The sequence below is a fragment of the Stenotrophomonas sp. 10N36 genome (assembly GCF_056395005.1).
Genome location: NZ_JBFTIS010000009.1, coordinates 68,357 through 84,414 on the forward strand (window position 1 = coordinate 68,357; position 16,058 = coordinate 84,414).

The following is a 16,058-nucleotide window of genomic DNA, read 5'->3' on the forward strand; positions in this document are numbered from 1 at the left end:
GCTCCACCGGGCGGTGAACGCGCAGAACAGGTAGAGCCGACCGTTGGTCGGCTGCTCTGCTCCCGGCCGCCATACATGCGCCCCGGCGGAATGCACCGCCGCACCGCGCGTGAAAACAACGCGCGGCACCATGCCATGACCTGACGATCACACCCACGCTGGCATGTTGGCGGGCATGGCCAACGACCTCCCCCCACGTCCGCCGCCGCCGTTGCTGGACGATGCCTGCGCGTTGTTCCTCGACGTGGATGGCACCCTGATTGAATTCGAACGCGACCCCGAAGCGGTCACGCTGCTGCCGGAAGTGCGTGATGCGATCGGGCGCATCAGTGATCGCCTGGAAGGCGCGGTGGCGCTGATCAGCGGTCGCCCGCTCGGCCAGCTCGACGATCTGTTCGCCCCCCTGCACCTGCCTGCCGCCGGCCTGCACGGCCACGAGCTGCGCAGTGCCGACGGACGCCTCGACAGTCCCGCTGACACCACCGACACCAGTGAATGGCTGCACGCCGTGCACCAGCAGGCCATGCGTTTCGCGCACGGCCATCCCGGCGTGCTGGTCGAAGACAAGGGCCGCAGCCTGGCCCTGCACTGGCGTGGCGCGCCGCACGCAGCCGGCGACGTACGCGCGTTCGCCGAGCGGCACATCCGCGGCAATGCCGGCTACCGGCTGCAACCTGGCGACCACGTCGTGGAGTTTGTGCCGGAAGGCAGCGACAAGGGCCGCGCCCTGCAGCAACTGATGCAGCACCCGCCGTTCCGTGGCCGCCTGCCGGTGTTCCTGGGCGATGACCTCACCGACGAGTTCGGCTTCGATGCGGCCAATGCGCAGCATGGCTGGAGCGTCCTGGTAGGCGCGCGCAGCCCCAGCGCCGCCGTGTTCGCGCTGCCGCACATCCGCAGCGTGCACGCCTGGCTGCAGGAAAACGCCTACTGACCCCTTACCGCCCACGCCACACCGTGCGTGGGCGCCCCATCCATCGTGCCGCTGGCCTTGCGTGCAGCGGCCTGCCTTGAGCGAGATTGCAGTGCCCATGAAACAACCTGATCTGAATCTTGGCGTGGTCGGCAATGGCAGCTTCGGCGCCCTGATCGACCAGCAGGCGCGTGTGGTGTGGAGTTGCCTGCCCACCTTCGACGGCGACCCCACCTTCTGCGCCCTGCTCAGCCCCAACCAGAACGAAGGCGGCGATTTCGCGATCGAGCTCGAAGATCTGGTCGGCACCGAGCAGAGCTACCTCACCAACACCGCGATCCTGCGCACCGTGTTGCACGACAAGCACGGCGGCGCACTGGAAATCATCGATTTCGCGCCGCGCTGGCGGCAGAACGACCGCTTCTACCGTCCGGTCAGCCTGATCCGCCAGGTGCGCCCGCTGGCCGGCAATCCACGCATCATCGTGCGCGCCCGCCCGCTGGCCGACTGGGGTGCACGCGTTCCGGCCTCCACATGGGGCAGCAACCACATCCGCTGGGAACTGCCCGACCACGTGCTGCGCCTCACCACCGATGTGCCACTGCGGTTCGTGCGCGATGGCCTGCCGTTCGTGCTCAGCCACCCGGTGCACCTGGTGCTGGGCGTGGACGAATCGTTGAACCGCTCGCTCAGCGGGTACGTGCAGGAGTCCTTCCAGCGCACCCGCGACTACTGGCGCGAATGGGTGCGCTACCTGTCCATTCCGCTGGAATGGCAGGACGCGGTGATCCGCAGCGCAATCACCCTCAAGCTGTGCCAGTACGAAGACAGCGGCGCGATCATCGCCGCGATGACCACCTCCATTCCCGAAGCGCCCGGCAGCATCCGCAACTGGGACTACCGCTACTGCTGGCTGCGCGATGCCGCCTTCGTGGTGCGCACGCTCAACCGGCTCGGTGCCACCCGCACCATGGAACAGTTCCTGGGCTACATCTTCAACCTGGCCACCACCGATGGCAGCCTGCAGCCGCTGTATGGCATCGGCTTCGAGGCCAAGCTGGAGGAAACCGAAGTGGCCTCGCTGGACGGCTACCGCGGCATGGGCCCGGTGCGGCGCGGCAACCTTGCCTGGGTACAGCGCCAGCACGACGTGTACGGCAGCGTGGTGCTGGCTTCCACCCAGCTGTTCTTCGACCAGCGCCTGCAGGACCCCGGCGACGCGCATACCTTCGCGCGATTGGAGCCCTTGGGCGAGCAGGCCTTCGCCCTGCACGACGTGCCCGATGCCGGCCTGTGGGAATTCCGCGGCCGCACTGAAGTGCACACCTATACCAGTGCGATGTGCTGGGCTGCGTGCGACCGGCTGTGCAAGATCGCCATCCGGCTGAAGCTGGACGACCGCGCAGACTACTGGCGCGACCGTGCCAACACCATCCACGCGCGCATCCTGCATGAGGCGTGGAGCGACGAGCTGGGCCATTTCACCGACACCTTCGGTGGCCACCGTCTGGATGCGTCGTTGCTGTTGCTGGCCGACATCGGCTTCATCGAAGCGCACGACGCGCGCTTCATCGCCACCGTCGAGGCCATTGGCCGCGACCTCAAGCACGGCAATGCGCTGTACCGCTACGTTGCACCGGACGATTTCGGCGAGCCGGAAACCAGCTTCACCATCTGCACCTTCTGGTACATCGACGCGCTGGCCGCGATCGGCCGCATGGACGAAGCGCGCGACATGTTCGAGACGCTGCTGGAACGCCGCAACCATCTGGGCCTGCTGTCCGAAGATCTTGCCTTCGACAACGGGGAGGCCTGGGGCAACTTCCCGCAGACCTATTCGCACGTGGGCCTGATCACCGCAGCGATGCGTCTGTCGCGCAGCTGGCAGGAAGCGTCATGAGCCGGCTGGTTGTTGTCTCCAACCGCGTCGCGGCACCCGGCGTGGCCGCGCCCGGCGGGCTTGCAGTAGGGCTGCTGGCCGCACTGAAGGAACGCGGCGGCATGTGGTTCGGCTGGAGTGGCAAGTCGGTGCGCGACCCCAGCGGTGCGCTGCATGAGCAGACCGAGGGGGACATCCGCTACGTCACCATGGACCTCAACAAGCCCGACGTGGACGGCTACTACAACGGCTTTGCCAACCGCACGCTGTGGCCGCTGCTGCACTTCCGCCTGGACCTGGTGGACTACGACCGCGCCACCCGCGAAACCTACCGCCGGGTCAACGCGCTGTTCGCCGAAAAGCTGGCGCCGCTGCTGCGCGAAGACGACATTGTGTGGATCCACGACTACCACCTGATTCCGCTGGCCTCGCTGCTGCGCGAGCGTGGCATCGGCTGCCGCATCGGGTTCTTCCTGCACGTGCCGATGCCCTCGGCCGACCTGCTGCAGGCCATGCCCGACCACCTGCGCCTGTTTTCCAGCCTGTACGCCTACGACCTGGTGGGCTTCCAGACCCAGCGCGACACCGACCGTTTCCAGTCCTACGTGCGCCTGTTCGGGGGCGGCCGGGTGGTGGCCGATGGCGAACTGGAAGCGCCCGGTGGCCGACGCTTCCGTGCCGCCGCCTTCCCGATCGGCATCGATACCGGCCACATCGAGCGCCAGGCCAAGGCCGGCGCCAACAAGCCGGCCGTGCGTGACCTGCGCAACAGCCTGCGCGACCGCCAACTGGCCATCGGCGTGGACCGGCTGGACTATTCCAAAGGCCTGCCGGAGCGCTTCCAGGGCTTCGAGCGGTATCTGGAACGCCATCCCGACCAGCGCGGCAGCCTCACCTATCTGCAGATCGCGCCGGTGTCGCGCGGCGATGTCACCGAGTACCGCCAGCTGCGCGGCCAGCTGGAACAGATCGCCGGGCACATCAACGGCGGTCATGCCGCGCCCGACTGGACCCCGCTGCGCTACGTCAACCAGAACTTCACCCATGCCACTTTGACCGGCTTCTACCGGGCGGCGTCCGTGGGCCTGGTCACCCCGCTGCGCGATGGCATGAACCTGGTCGCCAAGGAATACGTGGCCTCGCAGGACCCGGAAAACCCCGGCGTGTTGGTGCTCTCGCTGCTGGCTGGCGCGGCCGATGAACTCAAGCAGGCGCTGCTGGTGAACCCGCACGACCTGGACGGCGTGGCCGATGCAATCGCCACCGCCGCCACCATGCCCCTGCGCAAACGCACCGAGCGTTGGCAGGCCATGATGGAGCACCTGCGCACCTACGACATCAACCACTGGCGGCAGACCTACCTGCAGGCGCTGGAGGGCTGATCGCCGCCCCAGCGCAATGCGGGCCCCTAAGGGTAGAGCCGACCGTTGGTCGGCTGCCCTTCCTCCCAGCGCCGTGATCACTGATGGACGCACCGCGCCTTGCGCGGCGCAGCCGACCAACGGTCGGCTCTACCGGCTTGTTGGTGTCGGCCGACGAGCGGCACCCACCGGATTGTTCGTGTCGGTCCCCGACGCAATCCGGACCGCTCCGGGGTAGAGCCGACCGTTGGTCGGCTGCCCTTCCTCCCGACACCGCACTACCTGATGGACGCACCGCGCCTTGCGCGGCGCAGCCGACCAACGGTCGGCTCTACCGGCTTGCTGGTGTCGGCCGGTGGTCGGCGCCCACCGGGCTGTTCGTGTCGGCCCCCGACGCAATCCGGACCGCTCCGGGGTAGAGCCGACCGTTGGTCGGCTGCCCTTCCTCCCGACACCGCACTACCTGATGGACGCACCGCGCGTTGCGCGGCGCAGCCGACCAACGGTCGGCTCTACCGGCTTGTTGGTGTCGGCCGACGAGCGGCACCCACCGGATTGTTCGTGTCGGTCCCTGACGCAATCCGGATCGCTCACGGGTAGAGCCGACCGTTGGTCGGCTGCCCTTCCTCCCGACACCGCACTACCTGATGGACGCACCGCGCATTGCGCGGTGCAGCCGACCAACGGTCGGCTCTACCCGCTTGTTGGTGTCGGCAGACGAGCGCCACCCACGGCTTGTTCGGGTCGACCTACGGACGTCGCGCAACAGGTGACGCTTTCCGCACGAATTGATTGCAGATGAAACAAGTCGCTTTACGCGCAGCTTTCGCCCCGCCGGATGTCGCAATCGCCGCGTCTCACGCCGTAATCGTCGGCGGCACAATGCCTTGCGGCAATAGACCTCGTTTATCGCGATCCCGCTACGCCCCGCAGAGACGAAAGCACGCGCGAAATTTCATTTCGCATTGACGGTCCCTGACCAAAGTGACGCCCCCAAGAGCCCATCCATATCGCTTGGGCCGGTTCGTGCACCGTCGCGTGCACGGTTCATTCAAGGGGATGGATTGCATGTCAGCGCTCGACCGTTTCATCGATGATGCCGCCGCACGACTGGAGCTCGGCTACCGCGCCCGCAGTGTAGTGAACGTGCTGTCCGGCTGGATCGCATCGCATCCGCTGGGCCTGGATGGCCTGGCGCAACAGTTCGAGCAGGCCGGGCTGGGTGCCCAGTTCCGCAGCTGGCAGCGACCGACCGAACCCTCCCACCCGCTGCTGGCGAGCGAACTCGAGCACGCCATCGGCACCCATGCACTGGTCACGATGGCGCGTCGTACCGGCTTTCCGCCCGGCACGTTCCGGGTGATCGCCTGCGAGCTGCTGCCCGGCCTGGTCGCGCTGGCCAGCGCGGCCAGACCTGTGCGCGCTGCTGCGTTCCGCCCCACGAGCCTGCCTCGCCCACGGGGATCCACGCCCGCGCCGGCGCGGACGGTCCAGGGCCTGGCCCTGCGCGGCATGCTGTGGCCGCTGGCGGGCGTCGCGCTGATCGCGTTCAGCACCTGGCTGCTGCTGAAGATCCGCGCGCCGCACTGGGCGCCGCCGGTCATCACCGAACAACGCGATGCCCGGCTGTCGCTGCACCAGTACGGCAACCGCCTCCTGGTGCAGGGCCGCCTGCCCAGCGAAGCGGCCCGGCGCCAGGCCTGGAATGCGCTCACCGCCCTGCATGGCCGCGATGCCGTGCGCGGCGGAATCACGCTGGATCCGGCGACCCGGCACCCGCGCTGGCTGGACCGGCTGACCGCCCGCATTGAACAGCTGGAAGGCGACGGGCTGCTGCTGGACTTCAACGGCGATACGTTGCGGGTGGATACCTCGGCGATGGTCGCCGCGCGGCGCCTGGAGGTGTCACGGCTGCTCCGCCGCCACTTCGGCGATCTGCAGACCACCGGGCTGTGGGGCCCGGGGCTGGCCGCGCTGGCCGCCCTGCCCGCGCAGGCCGATGCCACCACGGTGGTGGATGCGTTGAACCAGACCACGTTGAAATTCCGTGCCGGGTCGGCCGTGCTGACCGGCGACAGCACCGACACCGTGTACGCCGTGGCGGCCGCACTGACGCTGCTGCCGGCAGGCACGCGCATCGATGTGGCCGCGCACACCGACAGCAACGGCCGCGCCGACGCCAACCTGCTGTTGAGCCAGCAGCGCGCCGCGATGGTGGTGCAGGCCCTGCAGGAACGCGGTGTACCGGCCTCGATGCTGGTCGCCACCGGCCACGGGCACCAGTACCCCATCGCCGACAACCGCGACGATGCGGGGCGCGCACGCAATCGACGGATCACCTACGCGGTGGTTGCTCCAGACAGCGATACAAGGGCCGCCGAATCCCTGGCCTGGCTGGAGCGGTGAAAGCGGCTCAGTCGAGGAATCGCCCGGCCTGTCCGGGCGCCGGCAGGTAACAGCTGTCATGCCGCCCGAACCAGCGGTAGCGGTTGCGCGCCAGCGCACGGTAGGCGCGATCGCGCCAGGCTGACGGCAGCAGCCGCAGCACGGCCGTCAGCCGCCAGGCACCGCCAAGCCCGGCCAGCACCCGCAGGATCGCGTCGGTATCGGTCCAGGCCTGGCCGTTCTCCAGCAACAGGAACGACAGCGGATCGTCCGGGTCGAGCCCGTGCTGCTGCAGCAACGCACGGCCGTGGCTGCCCTGCATCGCCGCGAACCGGTAGCGCCCCTGCCGGTCGAAGCGCAGCAGGAACCGCACCCAGCGGCTGCACAGCGCGCAGACCCCGTCGAACACGATCACCGCGTGGTCAGCGCTGCGGTCGACGTCGGCGGGGGTGCGGCCCATGGGCTCAGCGCGCCATCCAGGCCAGGGTTGCCATGCGCCCGGTACGGCGGTCGCGGCGGTGCGAATAGAACCGCTGTGGGTCATCGATGCTGCACAGCTGGCCGCCGCTGATCTGCGCGGGATCGACCCCCACGCTGTGAAGGCGGCGCCGGGCCAGCGCGTACAGGTCCACCTTCCAATGCCCCGGGCGGGTGGCCACGAACGCCGCTTCGGCGCCCGCGTCGCTTTCGACGAAGGCCGCGAACACGTCTTCGCCCACCTCGTAATGAGCCGGGCCCGCGGCCGGCCCCAGCCATGCCTGCAGCTGGGCCGCCGGGGTGCGCATGGCGGCCACGGTGGCTTCCAGCATGCCGTCGGCCAGGCCGCGCCACCCGGCATGGGCCGCGCCGATTTCGCTGCCATCGCGGGCGGCCAGCACCACCGGCAGGCAGTCGGCGGTCAGGATGGCCAGCACCACGCCGGGCACCGAGGTCACCGCCGCATCAGCGGTCGGCTCGGTGTCCACGCCCTGCGCGGTGGGCGCAGCGTCGAATCGCAGCACCGTGGTGCCGTGCACCTGGCGCAGCCAGTGCGGCGCCGACGGCAGGGCCAGGCCGGCCTGCAGCTGGTCACGGTTGCGCTGCACCTGGTCCGGGTCGTCGCCCTCGGCGGCGTAGCGGTTGCCCATGTTGAACTGGTCGAACGGCGGCACCGACCCACCCGCGCCGTAGCGCAGGGTGGTACCCGCCTGCACCCCGGGGGGCGCAGGCCAGTCGGCCACCAGCAGCGGAACCGGCGCCGGCATCAGCGGCGCCCGCGTTCCAGCTCGGCGAAGCGCTTGCTGTCTTCGCGCAGCGCGTGCATCAAGGCCAGCATGTCCGCCGGCGGCGGCGCGCTGTTGGTGATGGTCTCACCGGTGATGGGGTGCACGAACTCCAGCGTTTCGGCGTGCAGCGCCTGGCGCTTGAAGCCACGCAGCTGCGCTACCAGTTCATCGCTGGCGCCCTTGGGCAGCTTCAGCGCGCCGCCGTACAGCTGGTCGCCGATGATCGGGTGGCGCAGGTGCGCCATGTGCACGCGGATCTGGTGGGTGCGGCCGGTTTCCAGGCGGCATTCCAGCGCGGTGTGCGCACGGAAGCGCTCGCGCAGGCGGTAATGGGTGATCGCGTCCTTGCCGTCTTCGCGCACGGCCATGCGCACGCGGTCGCGCGGATGGCGGTCGATGGCCGCATCGGCGGTGCCACCGGACACCAGCGCGCCCACCACGATGGCCAGGTACTGGCGGTGCACTTCGCGCGCCGACAGCTGCTCGACCAGCGCGGTCTGCGCCTGGATCGTGCGGGCGATCACCATCACCCCGCTGGTGTCCTTGTCCAGGCGGTGCACGATGCCCGCGCGCGGCAGCACCGACAGCGACGGGTCGCGGAACAGCAGTGCGTTGACCAGCGTGCCGGTGGGGTTGCCCGCACCGGGGTGGACCACCAGCCCGACCGGCTTGTTGATGACGAACACGTGCTCGTCCTCGTACAGCACGTCCAGCGGGATATCTTCCGGCTCGGCATGGGTCTGGGTGTCAAGCACGACATGCAGGCTCGCCACCTCGCCGCCCCGCACCGGGTCGCGCCCGCGCACGGTCTGGCCGTCCAGCAGGACGTCGCCGGACTTGATCCACTCGGTCAGCTTGGACCGGGAGAATTCGGGGAACAGCTCGGCCAGGACGGCGTCGAAGCGCCGTCCAGCGGCGGTATCGGGCACCACGGCCTGGCGGGGGGATTCGGATTCGGAAGCGTTATCGGACATGGGGAAAGCACCGCTGGGAGACAAATTTGGGGTCCGGTCGACCACTTTCAGTCGCAGGACAGGCCACTAGGCTATCATCGACCCTTCGTATTCCAGCCGCGTCCCGCCCTGACCCCATGATCCGACGCTCTTCTTTGCTGTCCGCGCCCGTCCGCACCGCCGCCCTGCTGCTGGTCCTGGCCCTCGTCGCCACTGGCTGCCACCGCGGCACCAAAGGTGACAATCCGGACGAAGGCCTGCCGGTCGAACAGATCTACGAGAAGAGCCACCGCCTGATGGAAGGCGGCAACTGGAGCGGGGCCGAAGCCAACTTCCGTCGCCTGATCGCCCAGTACCCGTATGGTCCGTACACCGAGCAGGCGATGATCGAAACCGCCTACGCCCAGTACAAGGCCGGCAAGCACGATGACGCGGTGTCGAGCATCGACCGCTTCATCCGGACCTACCCGACCCATCGCAACATCGCCTACATGTACTACCTGCGCGGCCTGTCCAACGGCAACCGCAATACGGTATTCCTGCGCCGGGTATGGTCGCTCGATCCGAGCCGCCGCGACCTGTCCACCCCGCACCAGGCCTACGCCGACTTCAACATCGTCGTCGACCGCTACCCCAACAGCCGTTACGCGGCCGACGCGCGCCAGCGCATGATCGAGCTGCGCGACGTGTTCGCCCAGCACGAGCTGGACAACGCCCTGTACTACCTGCGCCGCCAGGCCTGGGTGTCGGCAGCGGGCCGTGCCAACTACCTGCTGGAAACCTACCCGCAGAGCGCCTTCCAGTACGACGCCGTGGCAACGCTGGGCGAGGCCTACACCCGCCTGGGCAACAAGACCCTGGCCGACGATGCCCGCCGCGTGCTGGAGATGAACCAGCCCGAGCATCCCTGGCTGCAGGGCAACTGGCCGAAGTACCCGTGGATGGTGCGCAAGCTGAACCCCTTCGCCGGCGAGAAGTCCGCCAGCACCGGGCAGCGCAACGCCAAGATGGAACGCAAATAATGAAAAGGCCCCGAAAGGGGCCTTTTTCGTTTTGGGAGCATGCCGACCAACGGTCGGCACCTACCCGGAGATGGGCGTGCCGACCAACGGTCGGCACCTACCGGGGATGGGCGYGCCGACCAACGGTCGGCAGCTACCCGGGATGGGCGGTAGCGTCCGACCGTTGGTCGGGCCGATCGCCTGTCAGCCCTTGTACCCGTTGCTGATCGGGTACCGCCGCTCGCGCCCGAAGGCCCGTCGCGACACCTTCGGCCCTGGCGCTGCCTGGTGGCGCTTCCATTCGCTGGTGCGCACCAGGCGCAGCACGCGGTCCACTACCTCGGCGGCATACCCGGCGGCCACGATCTCCTCGCGCGACTGCTCCTGGTCCACGTAGCGGTACAGGATGCCGTCCAGCACGTCGTAGGCCGGCAGCGAGTCCTGGTCGGTCTGGTTGTCACGCAGTTCGGCTGACGGCGGGCGGCTGATCACCGCCGGCGGGATCACCGGTGCCCCACCCACGGTGTTGCGCCACTTGGACAGGCCGAACACCTCGGTCTTGTACAGGTCCTTCAGCGGCGCGTAGCCACCGCACATGTCACCGTAAATGGTGGCGTAGCCAACCGCATATTCGCTCTTGTTGCCGGTGGTCAGCAGCAGCCCGCCGAACTTGTTGGACAGCGCCATCAGGATCACCCCGCGGCTGCGCGACTGCAGGTTCTCTTCGGTCACATCGGCGGCCTGGCCCTCGAACATCGGCCCCAGCGCGGCCATCAGGCCTTCAAACACCGGCTCGATCGAGACGGCCTCCAGCTTCACGCCCAGCGCGCGGCACTGCTCGGCTGCCAGGTCGTTGGACATGCCGGCGGTATAGCGCGACGGCAGGCGCACCGCGGTGACGTTGTCCGCGCCCAGCGCGTCGACTGCCATGGCCAGGACCAGGGCCGAATCGATGCCGCCGGACAGGCCGAGCCACACCTTCTTGAAGCCGTTCTTGCGGCAGTAGTCCTGGATGCCGCGGGTGACCGCGCGCCAGGCCAGCGCATCCATGCTTTCATCGCCGTCGTCGATCCACCCGCGCGGCATGAAGCGGCGCGTGGCGGCGTCGTAGTCCACCACCAGCCACTGGTCGGTAAAGGCGGCTGCGGCCGGGTGCACGGTGCCGTCGCCGTCGGCCACGACCGAGGCGCCATCGAACACCAGCGCGTCCTGGCCGCCCACCACGTTCAGGTAGGCAATCGCCGCCCCGCTCTCGCGGGTACGCTCGGCCAGCAGCGCATCGCGCTGGGCGTGCTTGCCCCGCTCGTACGGTGAGGCATTGGGCACCACCACCAGCTGCGCGCCTTCGCGCACGGTATCGGCCAGCGGCTCGGCGAACCACAGGTCTTCGCAGACCAGCACGCCCACCGGCACGCCCTTCAGCTCGAACACGCAGCTGCCGCCGTCCGGGTCGACGTCGAAGTAACGGCGTTCGTCGAACACCGCGTAGTTGGGCAGCTCGCGCTTGCGGTAGGTGTGCTCGACCTTGCCATCACGCAGCACGCTGGCCGCGTTGTACACCACCGAGCCGGTGGCCTGCGGCCAGCCGACCACGGCGGCAATGCCGCGGGTGGCTGCGGCAATGCGCTTGAGGGCCTGCTCGCAGTCGTACAGGAAGCCCGGGCGCAGCAGCAGATCTTCCGGCGGGTAGCCGCTGATGGCCAGCTCCGGGAACACCACCAGTTCGGCGCCGTACTCATCGCGCGCCTCGGCGATCATCGCGATGATGTTGTCGGTGTTCTGCGCCACGGCGCCTACCGGGAAATCAAACTGCGCCATCGCGATGCGGATCGAAGCCATGAAGGTCCAGCCTGTAGTTGCAATGCGCCCATTGTAGTGCCGGGCTCTGCCCGGCAACCATGCACGCGCCTGCCGGAGCGCGTATCGGCCAACGCTACGGGCAGCTGACCAACGGTCAGCTCTACCAGGGCGTAATCGGGCGCCGCGGTGGCGCGCGACCGTTGGTCGTGCGGCGGTGGCGCCCGAACGCAGACAGGCCGCCCGGAGGCGGCCTGTCTGTTTCGGGCAGCTGACCAACGGTCAGCTCTACCAAGGCGTAGCTGACCAACGGTCAGCTCTACCACGGCGTAGCTGACCAACGGTCAGCTCTACCAAGGCGCGGCTGACCAACGGTCAGCTCTACCCACCGTCGGCCGCGGGTGCGGCCGGCGGCTTATTTCACCAGCTTGGCGATGGCAGCGCCCAGGTCGCCCGGCGAGCGGACGGTGACAACACCGGCTGCTTCCATGGCGGCGAACTTGCCTTCGGCAGTGCCCTTGCCGCCCGATGCGATCGCACCGGCGTGGCCCATGCGCTTGCCGGCCGGAGCCGAGGCGCCCGCGATGAAACCGACGACCGGCTTCTTCACGTGGTTCTTGATGTACTCGGCACCGGCTTCTTCCGCGTCGCCGCCGATTTCACCGACCATGATGATGCCCAGGGTCTGCGGATCTTCGTTGAACAGCTTCAGGCAGTCGACGAAGTTCAGGCCGTTGATCGGGTCACCGCCGATGCCGATGCAGGTGGACTGGCCCAGGCCGACTTCGGTGGTCTGCTTGACCGCTTCATAGGTCAGGGTGCCCGAGCGCGACACGATGCCGATCTTGCCCGGCATGTGGATGTGGCCCGGCATGATGCCGATCTTGCACTCGCCCGGGGTGATGACGCCGGGGCAGTTCGGACCGACCAGCACGGTGTCCGGATGGGCCCGGGTCAGCACGTTCTTGACGCGCAGCATGTCCAGCACCGGAATGCCTTCGGTGATGCACACGATGACCTGGATGCCGGCAGCGGCCGCTTCCAGGATCGCGTCAGCCGCGTACGGCGGCGGCACGTAGATGACCGAGGCGTTGGCGCCGGTGCTCTGCACGGCGTCGGCAACGGTGTTGAAGACCGGCAGATCGATGTGGGTGGTGCCGCCCTTGCCGGGGGTCACGCCGCCAACAACCTGGGTGCCGTACTCGATCATCTGAGTGGCGTGGAAGGTACCCTGCTGGCCGGTGAAGCCCTGCACGATCACCTTGGTGTTCTTATTGATCAAAACTGACATTGGATTTCCTTCGGTGTCGGATCAGGCGGCGGCTTTGACAGCAGCGACGACCTTCTTGGCACCGTCGTTGATGTTGTCGGCCGGGATGATGGCCATGCCGCTGTCACGCAGCAGCTGCTTGCCTTCTTCCACGTTGGTGCCTTCCAGGCGCACCACGACCGGAACCTTGACGCCCACTTCCTTGACCGCGGCGATGATGCCTTCGGCAATCATGTCGCAACGGACGATGCCGCCGAAGATGTTGACGAAGATGCCTTCGACCTTGTCCGAGGACAGGATCAGCTTGAACGCTTCGATGACGCGCTGCTTGTTCGCACCGCCGCCCACGTCCAGGAAGTTCGCCGGCTCGCCGCCGTTGAGCTTGATGACGTCCATGGTGGCCATGGCCAGGCCGGCGCCGTTGACCATGCAGCCGATGTTGCCGTCCATGGTGACGTAGTTGATGTCCAGCTCCGAAGCGGTCACTTCGGTTTCGTCTTCCTGGGTCTTGTCGCGCATGGCAACGAGAGCCTTCTGACGGAACGCGGCGTTGTCGTCGCTGTCGAACTTGCCGTCCAGCGCGTACAGGTTGCCGTCGTCCAGGATGGCCAGCGGGTTGATTTCAACCAGGGCCAGGTCCTTTTCGTTGAACAGGCGGTACAGGTTCACCATGATGCTGGCGAACTGGCCGGCCTGCTTGGCGGTCAGGCCCAGCTTGAAGCCGAAATCACGGCCGTGGTAACCCTGCACGCCTTCAACGAAGTCGACGTTGAGCGAGTGGATCAGCTCGGGGGTTTCAGCGGCAACCTGCTCGATCTCCACGCCGCCTTCCGAAGAAGCGATGTAGGTGATGGTCTTGGTGCCACGGTCAACCAGCACCGACAGGTACAGTTCCTTGACGATCTCCCCGGCGGTGGTCACCAGCACCAGGTTGACCGGCAGTTCAACGCCGGCGGTCTGGTAGGTGGCCATCTTGGTGCCGAGCATCTTGGCCGCAGCGGCCTTCACATCGTCGGTGGTCTTGCAGAACTTGACGCCGCCTGCCTTGCCGCGACCGCCAGCATGGATCTGCGCCTTGACCATCCAGGGGCCCTGGCCCAGCGACTGGGCAGCTTCGACTGCTTCGTCCGGGGTAGCGGCGACCTTGCCGGCCGGGACCGGGATGCCGTACTCGGCAAGCAGTTGTTTTGACTGGTATTCGTGGAAATTCATGCGTCACCGTGGGAATAGGAACGACCGCACGCATCTCCAAGGCTCCCTCACGGGGCACCGGCACGGACCGCGGCGGGCCCACTATTGTGGACGAGCCGGCGCGCAGGCGCAAAGACACGCGAGCCGGCGGCGGAGCCCGGGCAGTTTTCCACCTTCATTCAGACAGTTGCGGCACGCCTGCCGGCCCGCGGCCGGGTCGGGGACGGCCCGATTGCGCGGCATCGGGCGATTGGCAGGCCCCATCCGGGGGTGGCGTGCCTATACTGATCCCTCTACGGGCCGGCCCAGGCCGTTGAAACGCCGTCGAGCCTGGCTCGGCGTTACCAGGGCAGCCAGAAGGGGAGTTCCGGCGTGTCACCCAGTGCTTCATTGATCGACCGCATCGAATCGATACCGAAGCGGGAGCTGTACTTTTTCGCGCTGTATCGCCTGCTGATCACCGCCGTGATCGCCGCGCTGCTGTTCAGCCCGCTGAGCAACCTGGTCGGTGCCGCCGACCATCCGCAGCTGGCCTTCTGGGTGAGCGGCATCTACCTGCTGCTGGCGCTGGTGATCCTGCTGGTAGGCCGCAGCGAGCGCTGGCTGCGCCGCATCGTCGTGAGCGGCGTGGCGGTGGACATCGTCGCCGCCACCCTGCTGGCGCATGCCCTGCCCGGGGCCAGTGCCGGCATTTCGATGTCGCTACTGTTCAACATCGCCGCAGCCGCTACCCTGCTCCCCCTCAGCCTTGGATTGGGGCTGGCGGTGGCCGCCAGCGCAGCCACCGCCGGTGAATACATGTGGAAGCTGCTGGAAGGCGGCGACCCCACCCGCACCCTGGCCGAGCTGGCCATGTTCATCACCAGCTACCTGGCCCTGGCCTTCGTCAGCTACCAGGTGGGCAACCGCGCGCGCCGCAACCAGCAGTTGGCCAACCAGCGCGGCGACGAAGTGGCCAACCTGTTCCAGATCAACGAGCTGATCATCCGCCGCATGCGCACCGGGGTGCTGGTGGTGGACGGCGCCAACCGCATCACCCTGGCCAACGAAGCGGCCTCCACCCTGATCGGCGATGCCGATGGCAACGGCGGCAGCGGCCGGCTCGAACTGGGCAGCGCCGCGCCGGACCTGAGCCGCCGCCTGCTGCGCTGGCGCAACGGCTGGACCAACGAAGAAACACCGCTGCAGCTGTCCCCGGACCAGCCTGAAGTGCAGCCGCGTTTCGCCCGCCTGCTGGCCGGCAGCGACCTCACCCTGGTGTTCCTGGACGACTCCACCGTGGTCTCGCGTCGCGCCGAATCGCTGACGTTGTCGGCGATGGGGCGCTTCTCGGCCAGCCTCGCGCACGAGATCCGCAACCCGCTGGCGGCGATCAACTACGCCGCCCAGCTGCTGGAAGAGTCCACCGCCATCGGCGACACCGACCGCCGCCTGCTGCAGATCATCCACCAGCAATGCCAGCGCACCAACGGCATCGTCGAAAGCGTTCTCGGCCTGGCCCGGCGCGAACGCGCCAACCCGGAAAACCTGGACCTGGCTGCGTTCGTGCGCCGCTTCGTGCTGGAGTACAAACAGGGCATCACCCTGGAGACGGACAGCATCGAGCCGATCATCACCGAGACCTCGGTGCATGCCCTGGTGGACCCGCGCCACCTGCATCAGATCCTCACCGTACTGGTCCACAACGCCCTCAAATACGGCCGCGTCGGCCAGGAGCCGGCACGGGTGCGGCTGCGCGTGGCGCGCCAGGAGCGCGCCGCGGTCATCGACGTGATGGACCGCGGCCCGGGCATTCCCGAAACGGTGGCCAGCCAGCTGTTCCGCCCGTTCTTCACCACCTCCGAGCACGGCACCGGGCTGGGCCTGTATATCGCCCGGGAGCTGTGCAAGGCCAACCAGGCCAACCTGGAATACGTATCGGTACCGGCCGGTGGCGCGTGCTTCCGGCTGGTCCTGGCCGGCCCGCACACTCTGCTGCCGCAATGAACCGTTCACGGCAGGCACCGTCGCTGCGGGTCGCCGCATGCGTCAAACATTTGTCGG

Annotated in this window: 12 protein-coding genes; 6 read left to right on the forward strand and 6 right to left on the reverse strand. The window is 67.9% G+C overall.

Annotation, left to right across the window (positions count from 1 at the left end):
- Positions 1-175 precede the first annotated feature (175 nt).
- From otsB to AC1DCJ_RS10880, 4 genes are all read left to right on the forward strand, one after another.
- Positions 176-934: a trehalose-phosphatase gene (otsB, locus tag AC1DCJ_RS10865; RefSeq protein WP_313245194.1), complete on the forward strand. Its 759-nt coding sequence runs from the start codon at positions 176-178 to the stop codon at positions 932-934.
- Positions 935-1,031: 97 nt separating this feature from the next.
- A complete protein-coding gene (locus AC1DCJ_RS10870) occupies positions 1,032-2,813 on the forward strand; it encodes a glycoside hydrolase family 15 protein (RefSeq protein WP_313245193.1) in 1,782 nt (593 codons plus the stop codon).
- Positions 2,810-4,174 carry an alpha,alpha-trehalose-phosphate synthase (UDP-forming) gene (gene otsA, locus AC1DCJ_RS10875; protein ID WP_478070929.1) on the forward strand — a complete coding sequence of 455 codons (1,365 nt, stop codon included), beginning with the start codon at positions 2,810-2,812 and terminating at the stop codon, positions 4,172-4,174. The genes AC1DCJ_RS10870 and otsA overlap by 4 nt, the downstream gene beginning before the upstream one ends.
- Positions 4,175-5,221: 1,047 nt before the next feature.
- A complete protein-coding gene (locus AC1DCJ_RS10880) occupies positions 5,222-6,559 on the forward strand; it encodes an OmpA family protein (protein ID WP_478070930.1) in 1,338 nt (445 codons plus the stop codon).
- Between the two features lie 7 nt (positions 6,560-6,566).
- Here the strand turns inward: AC1DCJ_RS10880 and AC1DCJ_RS10885 are convergent, their stop codons facing one another.
- The 3 genes from AC1DCJ_RS10885 to rluD are packed head-to-tail and all read right to left on the reverse strand — an operon-like array spanning position 6,567 to position 8,777.
- A complete protein-coding gene (locus AC1DCJ_RS10885; RefSeq protein WP_478070931.1) occupies positions 6,567-6,998 on the reverse strand; it encodes a thiol-disulfide oxidoreductase DCC family protein in 432 nt (143 codons plus the stop codon).
- A 4-nt stretch (positions 6,999-7,002) separates the two neighbouring features.
- Entirely contained in the window at positions 7,003-7,782 is a 780-nt protein-coding gene (gene pgeF / locus AC1DCJ_RS10890; RefSeq protein ID WP_478070932.1) for a peptidoglycan editing factor PgeF, read from the reverse strand.
- Positions 7,782-8,777: a 23S rRNA pseudouridine(1911/1915/1917) synthase RluD gene (gene rluD / locus AC1DCJ_RS10895; RefSeq protein ID WP_141057511.1), complete on the reverse strand. Its 996-nt coding sequence runs from the start codon at positions 8,775-8,777 to the stop codon at positions 7,782-7,784. Before rluD ends, pgeF begins: the two co-directional genes overlap by 1 nt.
- A 116-nt stretch (positions 8,778-8,893) precedes the next feature.
- Between rluD and AC1DCJ_RS10900 the strand changes: the two genes are divergently transcribed.
- A complete protein-coding gene (locus AC1DCJ_RS10900; RefSeq protein ID WP_141057510.1) occupies positions 8,894-9,778 on the forward strand; it encodes an outer membrane protein assembly factor BamD in 885 nt (294 codons plus the stop codon).
- 183 nt (positions 9,779-9,961) lie between these two features.
- Here AC1DCJ_RS10900 and AC1DCJ_RS10905 read toward each other — a convergent pair whose 3' ends face one another.
- The 3 genes from AC1DCJ_RS10905 to sucC form a co-directional block, all read right to left on the reverse strand.
- Positions 9,962-11,596: an NAD+ synthase gene (locus AC1DCJ_RS10905; protein WP_478070933.1), complete on the reverse strand. Its 1,635-nt coding sequence runs from the start codon at positions 11,594-11,596 to the stop codon at positions 9,962-9,964.
- A 373-nt stretch (positions 11,597-11,969) separates the two neighbouring features.
- A complete protein-coding gene (gene sucD / locus AC1DCJ_RS10910; protein ID WP_137190155.1) occupies positions 11,970-12,845 on the reverse strand; it encodes a succinate--CoA ligase subunit alpha in 876 nt (291 codons plus the stop codon).
- 21 nt (positions 12,846-12,866) lie between these two features.
- On the reverse strand, positions 12,867-14,036 hold the full coding sequence (gene sucC, locus AC1DCJ_RS10915; RefSeq protein WP_038686637.1) for an ADP-forming succinate--CoA ligase subunit beta: 1,170 nt from the start codon (positions 14,034-14,036) through the stop codon (positions 12,867-12,869).
- A 351-nt stretch (positions 14,037-14,387) separates the two neighbouring features.
- Here sucC and AC1DCJ_RS10920 point away from each other — a divergent pair, with 351 nt between their 5' ends.
- Complete coding sequence (locus AC1DCJ_RS10920) at positions 14,388-16,001, forward strand: sensor histidine kinase (RefSeq protein WP_478070934.1); 1,614 nt, start codon at positions 14,388-14,390, stop codon at positions 15,999-16,001.
- Positions 16,002-16,058 lie beyond the last annotated feature (57 nt).